At 69.6% G+C, this 7,167-nt stretch carries 10 protein-coding genes and 2 pseudogenes; 2 read left to right on the top strand and 10 right to left on the bottom strand.

The window, feature by feature from the left end; all coding sequences use genetic code 11:
- The 7 genes and pseudogenes from ACIQU6_RS43355 to ACIQU6_RS43325 form a co-directional block, all read right to left on the bottom strand.
- Positions 1–266 (bottom strand): annotated as a pseudogene (locus tag ACIQU6_RS43355) (hypothetical protein); the annotation flags it as partial.
- Positions 260–844, bottom strand: a complete 585-nt coding sequence (locus tag ACIQU6_RS43350; RefSeq protein WP_403488028.1) for a hypothetical protein — start codon at positions 842–844, stop codon at positions 260–262. The pseudogene ACIQU6_RS43355 and the gene ACIQU6_RS43350, both read right to left, overlap by 7 nt.
- The gene (locus ACIQU6_RS43345; RefSeq protein WP_403488026.1) at positions 841–1,068 is read right to left on the bottom strand and encodes a hypothetical protein; all 228 of its coding nucleotides are present in this window, start codon (positions 1,066–1,068) and stop codon (positions 841–843) included. Before ACIQU6_RS43345 ends, ACIQU6_RS43350 begins: the two co-directional genes overlap by 4 nt.
- Positions 1,065–1,238 carry a hypothetical protein gene (locus ACIQU6_RS43340; protein WP_403488024.1) on the bottom strand — a complete coding sequence of 58 codons (174 nt, stop codon included), beginning with the start codon at positions 1,236–1,238 and terminating at the stop codon, positions 1,065–1,067. Before ACIQU6_RS43340 ends, ACIQU6_RS43345 begins: the two co-directional genes overlap by 4 nt.
- Before the next feature lie 93 nt (positions 1,239–1,331).
- Positions 1,332–3,092: a recombinase family protein gene (locus tag ACIQU6_RS43335; RefSeq protein WP_403488022.1), complete on the bottom strand. Its 1,761-nt coding sequence runs from the start codon at positions 3,090–3,092 to the stop codon at positions 1,332–1,334.
- Positions 3,089–3,319: a hypothetical protein gene (locus tag ACIQU6_RS43330; RefSeq protein WP_403488020.1), complete on the bottom strand. Its 231-nt coding sequence runs from the start codon at positions 3,317–3,319 to the stop codon at positions 3,089–3,091. The genes ACIQU6_RS43335 and ACIQU6_RS43330 overlap by 4 nt, the downstream gene beginning before the upstream one ends.
- Before the next feature lie 730 nt (positions 3,320–4,049).
- On the bottom strand, positions 4,050–4,496 hold the full coding sequence (locus ACIQU6_RS43325; protein WP_403488018.1) for a helix-turn-helix domain-containing protein: 447 nt from the start codon (positions 4,494–4,496) through the stop codon (positions 4,050–4,052).
- Positions 4,497–4,739: 243 nt separating this feature from the next.
- Here ACIQU6_RS43325 and ACIQU6_RS43320 point away from each other — a divergent pair, with 243 nt between their 5' ends.
- Positions 4,740–4,979, top strand: coding sequence for a hypothetical protein (locus ACIQU6_RS43320; protein WP_403488016.1), 240 nt, complete (start codon positions 4,740–4,742; stop codon positions 4,977–4,979).
- A 112-nt stretch (positions 4,980–5,091) separates the two neighbouring features.
- Positions 5,092–5,340: a hypothetical protein gene (locus ACIQU6_RS43315; RefSeq protein WP_403488014.1), complete on the top strand. Its 249-nt coding sequence runs from the start codon at positions 5,092–5,094 to the stop codon at positions 5,338–5,340.
- A gap of 248 nt (positions 5,341–5,588) precedes the next feature.
- Here the strand turns inward: ACIQU6_RS43315 and ACIQU6_RS43310 are convergent, their stop codons facing one another.
- The 3 genes and pseudogenes from ACIQU6_RS43310 to ACIQU6_RS43300 form a co-directional block, all read right to left on the bottom strand.
- Entirely contained in the window at positions 5,589–6,359 is a 771-nt protein-coding gene (locus ACIQU6_RS43310) for a hypothetical protein (RefSeq protein WP_403488012.1), read from the bottom strand.
- 39 nt (positions 6,360–6,398) lie between these two features.
- Positions 6,399–6,776 carry a hypothetical protein gene (locus tag ACIQU6_RS43305; protein WP_403488010.1) on the bottom strand — a complete coding sequence of 126 codons (378 nt, stop codon included), beginning with the start codon at positions 6,774–6,776 and terminating at the stop codon, positions 6,399–6,401.
- A pseudogene (locus ACIQU6_RS43300) lies at positions 6,773–7,167 on the bottom strand (hypothetical protein); the annotation flags it as partial. The gene ACIQU6_RS43305 and the pseudogene ACIQU6_RS43300, both read right to left, overlap by 4 nt.

Raw genomic sequence — 7,167 nt, 5'->3', positions numbered from 1 at the left:
TGGCCGGTAAGGCGGTTGAGGTCGGCGAGGGCGGTCTTGACGGTGGTGACGGCGGCCTCGATGTCGGCGCGCTGCTCATCAGGGGCCCAGCGTGCCCCGTCCCAGCGGAACCAGCCGACCCCGTGCACGTGGCGTAGGTGGTCGGCGTGCTCGGCGAGGAACCGCTCGGCCATCCGCAGGTGCCCACGGTGGCGCTCCGGGCCGGGTAGCGGGGCGTATGGCGTGGGCGGGGGATCGTCGGCGGGAGTGGGCGGGGTGATCAGCATCCGTATCGCCGGGTCGAGAGGCGGGGCGGGCATGTCGGGGGACAACGGGCCTTCTCCTTGGGGCGGTTGTGGGGGAGGTCGAGTTGTTCGCCGCTCGGTCCCACGTGGCGCCACCAGCCGGGCCGGCCAGGGATAGCGACGGGCGGCCAGCCGGGGGTAGCCACGACCGGGCGTTCGGGGGAGCGCACGGTGCGGCGGGCGGCGAGTTCGTCGTGCGTCGGCCGGCGGGTGAGGCTGCCCACGAGGGTGCGGGCGTGGTCGTTGGCGCCGGCAGTGACATGCGCGAACCACTGCTCGGGATCGTGGGTCAGCAGATGGTCGAGCCACGCCTCGCGGGCGGTGTGGCGGCGCCACTGCTCCGCGGCGGTGATGAGCGCAGCCGAACGGCGCGGGTCGCTCGCGCGCAACGCGCACCATGCCGGACTGCCGTACTCGGGAGCGTCTGGGACGTTGAGCGCGGTCACCTGTGCCGACGCCCACAGGGCTACCGGGTCGTGCGCGACCTGCTCGGGCGGCGCCGGGGCGACGCTGGCACTGGGCGCCGCGGCCGGGCGTTGCGCGGTCTGTGTAGCGCTCATGGGGCGGCCTGCGGGGTGTCGAACCGGGCGGCGAGGTCGGCCTCGCTCCACCCCCGCACCCGGCACCGGGCCACCTCGGCGGCGAGCTGGGCGCGGGACAGGCCGTACGCGCTGGGGCCGGACGACGCGGCCAGGCACAGCAGCGGGTCACGGTGCCCGCAGGCGAGCGGGGGCAGGCGACCGGCCGCACGGCGCCGCGCCGCGGCTATGGCGGAGCCCGTCATGCTGCCGCCCGTCTGGTGCCGGTCTTGGCGCGGGGGCGGGCGTGGAAGACCAGGCGCAGCCGCTCGCGCTGCCGCACACTCAGCGGCGGCGCAGCGTCCACCAGCGCCCGTATCTCGGCGGCGTAGCCATCGGCGCGAGCCGTGTCGTTGGTCGGTGCGGTGTCGTTCATGAGGTGCTGCCTCCATGCGTCCGGGCACGCGAAACGGCCACGAACCGTGTGGGGTTCGTGGCCGCTGGGCGTACCGGTTGAGGGGGTTGGGGTCTACAGGTCGTGCTTCCACGTGATCTTTACGCGCTTGGCGGTCGGCAGCCGGCGCGCAGGGATCAGGGCAATGAGGCTGTCGGCCTCGGATTCGGCATCGAGCAGGCGGCACATGAGGCGCACCTCGTCGGCGGTGGGCGTCTGCTTGCCGACCTCGGCGTTTTCGACCTTGTGGCGCGGCCAGCCTGCCAGCTCGGCGAGCCCGCGGGCGGTCATGCCCAACAAGCCGTGAGCCTTGCGGAGGTGGCGCAGGCGGCTGCCGAGTTCGCGGCGCATCTGCCGGGCGGTTTCCGGGTCTTGCGCGTTGGCGGGCATCAAGGCGACGTTCATCAGGGCCTTGATCACCTCGCGCTGCCGCGTGACGGGCAGGGTCGGCCAGACGTCGGCGATATCGGCGCGGATGAGCCCGCGCAGCACGGGCGCGGTGGTGAGCGACTGTGCGCGTTCTTCGAGCGCTTCGGCCTCGGGCAAGAGCTTGGCCTCGATCCGCGCGGCCATGGCCACCGTCATTTCCCCCGTAGAGACTTTGTCGGCGGCCTCGTCCAGGGTGGCACGCTTGGCGGCGGCCTCGGCGAGCAGCGCGGCGGCCTCCTCGGCCTTCTCCGAGTCATCGGCGAGCAGTTCGACAGCGTCCGGACGCGACAGGCGCGCGGTCACAAGATCACTGATGAACTGGTCGAGATCGGTCTTCTGGATGGACACACAGAACCCGCCCTCGGTGGCAGTGCCCCCGCATCCGTACCGGGTGGGCCGCGCGTCGCCCTGCCCGACGGTCTGCGCCCGGTAGGAAGCGGTGATCTTGCCGCCGCACACCCCGCAGGTCCCGAGTCCGGTCATCATGTGCTTGATGCCGCCGGGGCGGGTCGTGGTCCGCTTGGGATCGTTGAGCCGCTGCACGCAGGCGTAGAACGCCTGTACCTCCTTGGCGGTCTTGAGGATCGCGGGCCATTCGGCCTTCCCGATCACTACGCCGTGACGGGTCCGCTTGCCGAGATATCCGGGGTTGGTCACCATCGCGCGCAGTGTGTACGGCCACCAATAGCGGCCGGTGTTTGTGCGCAGGCCACGCCGGTTGAACTCCCGGCACAACGCCGTCAGGGTCTCGCCCGCGGCGACGCGGTGCACGGCCTCGCGCACGATGGTGGCCTGACTCTCGTCGATCACGGAGCGCACGAACTCGCCGGTACGCGGGTCGTATTCGCGTGCGTAGCCGTAGAGCTTGCGGCCGTTGGGGCGCCCCTTGGCGGCGCTCGACTTCTTGCCGCGCAGCACACGGTCTCGGGTGATGCCCGATTCGCGCTCGTCGAGCAGCGCGTCAAGGCCGGTGGAGAATCGGTCATCGGTGCGTGACAGGTCGTACAGGCGGCCCTTGTAGCACCACTGGACGTTGTTCCCCTCGGCGATCTTCCGCAGGTTGAGGTACACCTCAAGCTCGCGTTGCGCGCGGGACGACTCCCAGGTGACAAGCACATCCGCCGAGCCCGTGCCCAAGAACTCAATGAGCTTCGTGTATTCGGCGCGTTCCTTGGTGGCGTATCGCGAGGCGGAACGGTCGTTGTCCCGGAAGATTTTCACGACCGGCCAGCCGCGATTGTCACACTCTCGCTTGCACTCGGTCACCTGGTCGGCAACGGACTTGCCCCGGTTGTAGGGGTCGCTCGACACCCGCGCGTAGATCACCGCACGCAACGGGCGATCGGCCACGGTTCCGGCGGCCAGCGCGGTTTCCGTCGCGCGCTCCAGCAGTGCAGCGCTGGTCATCGGGCACCCCCCGCCTTGCGTGCCCGGATCACCAGGGACGCGAGCGTCGCGACCGTCGGGGAATCCCAACCGGCAAGCCATTCGATGATGAGGCGGTCGTGCGCCCCCAACTCGACGCCCGCGAACGCCTCGGCAAGCGCGGCGCGGTATTCCTCGGTCCCGGACAGTGCCGACCAGGGCGCCGCCTCGATCGGGCCGGCGGGTATCGCCAGTTCTGTACTGTCCACGCTCGCATGGTCGGTAGCCTTGTGCATGGGTCCTCGCCCTTCGTAGCAGGGTTGGGGATCAAGGCCCCGGACCGGTGTTGCTGCACCGGTCGGGGCCGTCCATTACTGGGGTGTCGCTGCCGGGCGTTGGTCGATTCCAAGAGTCCGGAAGGACCCACCAACGCGGGCAACCATGCGTAGGGGTTCCGAACAGATCTTGGTTCTCGCCAACAGGCGGTAGCTGCACCACCGTTGATAGGTTCAGTGCCTCGACGTTTCGGTCGGATCTTCGTCGTGGCCAGAAGTCGCGCCCCGGGCACGGACAGACGGGCGAGAAGCTGAGTCCAGAATCCTTCGGGGAGCAGCGTTGCCTCGTCGGCATACGCCAGGCAGGCAGTCAGGCCGCGCAGGCGCCCCTCGGCGCGGGTGTCGGCCGCGCCGATCAGGTGCACGGTCCGGCCGAGAATGACGGCCGTGGTCGCGCCGCGGGTGTGCCGGACCTGCCGGGCAACGGGCCCGAACAGCGCCTCGTCGGCGAGGGGTTCGAGACAGTTCCGTTCGATGGTCTGCAAGCTGCGCCCGCAGATGGTGATCAGGCCCGAGTCGGGAGCGCGGCGAATAGCGAGCAGCAGTGCCAGCAGGGAGGCGATCGTCTTGCCGGACCGTACGGACCCGTGCCAGATGTTGATACGGGAGGTCGCCTGGCGGATCGAGTCGAGCTGTTTGTCGGACATCGGGGCGGGCACAGACATCAACCCCCCTCGCTGTCACTTCTGGCCGGCCCGAGCAGGGTGTCGGCGAGGCGGTCGAGCATCGAGCCGCCGCTGCTCCCGGTGCCGGTGGCGCGGGCCAACTCGGCGACGCGGGCGTGCACTTCGGTCAGGGCGCGGGCGGCGGTGGCGTGGTCGCGGGCATCGCGCGCACTCTCGGCGCCCGTGGTGCGGGCGACTTGGCCGAGGGCGCCGTCGAGGGCCTCGTCGGCGAGCAACTCCCGCCGCGCGACAGCATCGGCGCGCCGCGCCTCGGTAGCTGCTGCGACGCGGGCCCCGCCGGAGAACGTAAGCCCCTCGGCGCGGGCAATCTTGCTCACCGTGGCGGCGCTGCGCCCGATCGTCCGGGCGATCTGATTGCGCGACTTGCCCTCGGCGTGCAGGCGGCGCACGGCCTCGCGGTCCCGGTCGGTGATCGGCTCAGCCATCGGCGGCGCTCACCTCCCAGGCATGCGAACGGCCCAGCAGTGTGTGCTGCCGGGCCGTCGATGCGCGATCACTTCTTGGGGCAGAGGTGGGACTGCACAACGGTGGCGATCTCTCGGGGCGTTCCTTCCGGCCGTCCGGTGCAAGCTGCTTCCGGTTGCACGTGGTGTGCCGTGTGGTCTGCTGGTGATCTGACGCGTTGATCGCAATAGGCCATGGGCTCTTTTGGGTTGGAGGTCTGCCGGATGTCCTGGGAGTGGCGATTCGAAGGACCGAAGGGGAATGAAGTCTCTCTGGAGGTAGACGAGAGTGAATTTTCAACACAAGGGGACGCCGAGACGTGGATCGGTGAAAACTGGAGGGGCTTATCCGACCAGGGGGTGATTCAGGTGTCCCTTTTGGAGGACGGCAAGAAGATCGGCGAGGCAATGAGCCTCGTAGCTCCCGACAGAGACCAGCCAAACAACGTCCACCCCGGCCCCTGAGGCGGGTGGAGATGTGACATCTTCACCCCAGAATCGACTTCGCGGTGTGGCGCGGGCACTCGTGGCTGCTTCAGCACAGGGGAGAGACCTGCCCGATGCAAGCCCTAGGGCCGTGGTCAGCACTTCCAACGCGCTAGATGCGATTGTCCTTCTGGTCAGCTGCATCGACTCAATGGAAAAAAGGAGGATGATACATCAAATTGATGCGGAAATGATCACCGCGCTGCTAATGGTGGTGCGTGACCATATCAAGCCAATTCCAGGAATCCATTCGGCAGGTGCCGGCGATTCCGTATCACGTGACCTTGGATCAATAGTGTCCATGCTCATTGAGGGCGAGCTCGAAGCGAGAAGTGACTAAAGTGATGGCGGTGCGCTTCACGTTTGGTCTCCCGAGCAGTTGACTACTGACACAGGTGTGACCGTCAAGAGCACGTAAAGGTTGTGTGGGCGCCGTGTGTGTGGCTGGTGAGATGCGGCGGTCTTTGCCTGATGCGAGAGTGCGTCGCATTTTTTGGGCACGCCGGACGTGCCCCCAATGCTAGGGCACGTAACGATCATGGCGCAACCCTCTTGCCGGGGGTCGGCGCTGACCTCGCAGTGCACGGCCTAAGCGGCGTTCGCATGCCGGCCGCCTGCGTTGAGAGCGGCCTCAAGACCGAGGAGCTGCTCGCCCGTCCACGTGCGCCGTCCCTGTTCGTCGCGAGAGACGGGTGCGGTGCAGGCCGCCCCGGTTTCGCAGGTCACGGCCGTTGGTTCGTTGGGGTTCTGGTGCAGCAGCAGATCGCCACCGCACCAGGGGCACGGCCGGCCGGGTATCGGGGCGGTGGGCTGGTCGATGCCGAGGGTGCGCAGCATGCGGCTGTGAGCGCCTCGGATGGTGCGCCGTGCCTCGTGCAGCAGGTACGGGGGAAGCGGGGCGAACCGTGGTGGGGCGAGCGTGCCGTCGCGCTGCGCCTCGGGGGCGGTCTGTTCGTCTCGCAGTCGGCCCTCGATCCACCTGGTGGCGTAGGGCAGGCCGTGCGCGCGGGTGCCGGGTGAGGTGGGGCTGCGGTAGTCCCATCGGTTCGGGTCGCCGGGCTCGGCGTGTTGGACGGCGGCGGCGAGGGTGTCGGCGAGGTCGAACAGTGTGCGCTCGACGGCGATCCGAGTATCGAGGGCAGGGACGTTCAGCGGGGCGGGGTGCTCGCGCAGCACCAGCGGGGCCCGGTCGACGACGTCGAGCTGCTCCTCGTCGACGGCGCGCAGCGTGTGCGCCAGTTGCCGCGGGGGCCAGACATCGGCGGGCGGGGCCTCGACAGCGTTGAGCAACTCGGCCCAGCGCTCCCGGATGGAGCGCAGGGCGGTAACGGTCTCGTGGACGGCGGTGGTGTGGTTCATGCGGGGTGCTCCCGGTTGAGGTGGTCGTGTCGTGGCTGGCTATGCCGCGGGGGCGCGCGGGGTGTTGGTGAGGTGGGCGCGCAGTAGGGCGGCTTCGGCGGGGAGCAGCACGCCGCGTTCGGCCCGGTCGAGCAGCACGTCGAGGCGGAGCAGGACGGCCGCCTGATCACCCTGTGCGGGTCTGTGCGGGGCGTTTGGGTCGTGGTAGGGGTGATCTTCGGGTGTGGGGTCTGGGAGGCGCTCAGACTCCCGCGCGCGAGGCGCGACCGGTCGCGCGTCGTGGGTGGTGATGGTCCATCCCTCGTTGGTCAGGTCGTTGACGATGTCGGCGGCGGTGAGGCGGGCGAGGAACGGGTTCACGTCGAGGTGATCGGTTAGGCGGGCGGCGATGGTGGCTAGGGCTGCGGGCGGGGTCATCGGTGGTCTCTTCCGGTGGTGTGGTGGGCGCGGTGGTGGCGTGGTGCTGGGGGTTGGCGCATGAGGTGGCCGAGGTGGTCGGTGTAGGCGCGTTGCCGTACGTCGTGGGTGTGCTCGCGCAGCTCTGCCCCGCTCGGGCGCTTACAGCGGCTGCGTATGCGGGCCCGACAGGTGTGCAGCGGGCACTCGACCTCCAGCTCGGGGAAGTTGCGCCGGCGGGCGCCGAACCCCTGCTCGGCGAGCTGCTCGACGACCGCGGCGGGGACGTAGGGGCGGGGCTGGTTGTCGTCGACGGCGCGGCCGACTCCGGCGGTCAGGGCGAGCACCTCGGGCGGGGGAGTGGCGCCGATGGCGTGGGTGATGGTGCGGGCCGGCAGGGTCCCGTCGGCCG

Source organism: Streptomyces sp. NPDC090442, assembly GCF_044769405.1.
Lineage (GTDB): Bacteria > Actinomycetota > Actinomycetes > Streptomycetales > Streptomycetaceae > Streptomyces.
This window is presented reverse-complemented; position numbering and strand designations above follow the sequence as displayed.

Excerpts from the sequence above, each read along its gene's own strand:
- ACIQU6_RS43305 (WP_403488010.1), bottom strand. The coding sequence starts at position 6,776 with ATGACCCCGCCCGCAGCCCTAGCCACCATCGCCGCCCGCCTAACCGAT.
- ACIQU6_RS43350 (WP_403488028.1), bottom strand. The coding sequence starts at position 844 with ATGAGCGCTACACAGACCGCGCAACGCCCGGCCGCGGCGCCCAGTGCC.
- ACIQU6_RS43320 (WP_403488016.1), top strand. The coding sequence starts at position 4,740 with ATGTCCTGGGAGTGGCGATTCGAAGGACCGAAGGGGAATGAAGTCTCT.
- ACIQU6_RS43335 (WP_403488022.1), bottom strand. The coding sequence starts at position 3,092 with ATGACCAGCGCTGCACTGCTGGAGCGCGCGACGGAAACCGCGCTGGCC.
- ACIQU6_RS43345 (WP_403488026.1), bottom strand. The coding sequence starts at position 1,068 with ATGACGGGCTCCGCCATAGCCGCGGCGCGGCGCCGTGCGGCCGGTCGC.
- ACIQU6_RS43310 (WP_403488012.1), bottom strand. The coding sequence starts at position 6,359 with ATGAACCACACCACCGCCGTCCACGAGACCGTTACCGCCCTGCGCTCC.
- ACIQU6_RS43340 (WP_403488024.1), bottom strand. The coding sequence starts at position 1,238 with ATGAACGACACCGCACCGACCAACGACACGGCTCGCGCCGATGGCTAC.
- ACIQU6_RS43325 (WP_403488018.1), bottom strand. The coding sequence starts at position 4,496 with ATGGCTGAGCCGATCACCGACCGGGACCGCGAGGCCGTGCGCCGCCTG.